General features: G+C 55.0%; 2 protein-coding genes. One reads left to right on the top strand and one right to left on the bottom strand.

Annotation, left to right across the window (positions count from 1 at the left end; genetic code table 11):
- The coding region (locus AC2FLZ_RS21925) for an asparagine synthetase B family protein (RefSeq protein ID WP_496882789.1) at nt 1–504 on the bottom strand (504 nt) is incomplete at its 3' end.
- Between the two features lie 104 nt (nt 505–608).
- On the opposite strand from AC2FLZ_RS21925, the gene AC2FLZ_RS21920 reads away from it, so the two are divergent.
- A complete protein-coding gene (locus tag AC2FLZ_RS21920; protein ID WP_209599282.1) occupies nt 609–1,340 on the top strand; it encodes a response regulator transcription factor in 732 nt (243 codons plus the stop codon).
- The last annotated feature ends 160 nt before the right edge of the window (nt 1,341–1,500 follow it).

Genomic DNA, 1,500 nt, shown 5'->3' with positions numbered 1-1,500 from the left:
CTTTATTTCCGAAGCAAACAGAAAGGCGCGGCCTTCTTTGGTCGGGCTCTGCGCCCAATAAAGCGGCTTCATTCCGAAGCGATCCCTTGCCAGCAGAACCTGCCGCGTGCTTCGATCAACAAAAGCAAGTCCGAACATGCCTTCGAACCGGATCAGTGCGTTCGAACCCCATTGGATCAGACTGTGTAAAACAACCTCGGTATCGGAAGTTGTCCGGAAGGAAATTCCCAGTGCTTCCAACTCAGACCGCAAGGACCTGAAGTTGTAGACTTCACCAGTGTAGGCAAGGGTGTAACGGCCCGTTGGGTCCGTGAAAGGCTGATCCGACCGTATATCGGTATCGACAAGAGACAGGCGTTGGTGCGCCAACCCAAGACCGGGTTCTGTCAGAACATGGCTGGCATCCGGGCCGCGATAGCGTATGGAAAACGCGCTTTTGCGCAGCCGCAGGTTGTCAGGGGTTTGTGCTGCATCCTCTGGGAAGATACCAAACAGGCCACACATTCGGAACTCCGGTATTACAGTAGGTTAGCGAGGCAAAACCCGCCATATCAGATTCTGATCGCTTTCGACGGCGGGTCAGATGCACTATAGAAAAAGCGGAATGAATGGCACATGTCAGCCTTTGTCATGCCCTGTTCATGTTCGCTGCGCGTGTCAGCTATGAGGGTCTGATGAAAATACTTGTTGCCGAAGACGACGATACGCTGCGCAATAATCTTGGTTGCCTGATGCGAGCGCGTGGCGATGTCGTAAGGCTGACTGATAACGGCAATGACGCGCTGTTTCTGGGGGAGACCGAAGATTGGGATGTCATCGTTCTTGATCTGGGGTTGCCGGGACTGGACGGGCTTTCGGTTCTGCACGAATGGCGCAGTCGCAATATGGCGACCCCGGTTCTGATCCTGTCGGCACGTGACAGTTGGAATGACATCGTATCCGGGCTACGCAGCGGAGCTGACGACTATCTGGCAAAACCCTTTCACTCCGAAGAACTCATGGCACGGCTCGAAGCCTTGGTGCGGCGCGCAAGTGGACGCGGTGCGCCCTCGATTGAAGTCGGGGACCTGTCAGTTCTGCCCGATGAAAAGACAGCCTATTTCAAGGGTCGGACTATTCCTCTGACCGCGTTTGAATTTCGCGCCCTGGAGCATCTTGCCCGGCATGCGGGTTCGGTCGTCAGCCGGGCAGACCTGATTGAGCATATCTATGCCGAGGAAATAGACTTGAATTCAAACGTCATCGACGTTTTGATCTCGCGCTTGCGCCGCAAGATGGCGGCCTCTTTGGTGGAAACCGTGCGCAGGCAAGGTTATCGGATTCCCACAGATGATCGGTGACTGGGCCACGATTCCGCGCCGCGTATCGATTGCGTCAATCGCGATATGTTGTGCCGTACTTGGACTTGGCGCGGCTATTTTCATTCAGCTCTACCGCGTCCAGGAAATCCGCGAACTGGAATTGCTTCTTGCCCAGGATCTGTTGATCGAATCCAGCCGG

The sequence above is a fragment of the Ruegeria sp. YKSF131 genome, assembly GCF_059612645.1.
The sequence above is the reverse complement of the archived record's forward strand: the minus strand, read 5'-3'. Positions and strand labels throughout refer to the sequence as shown.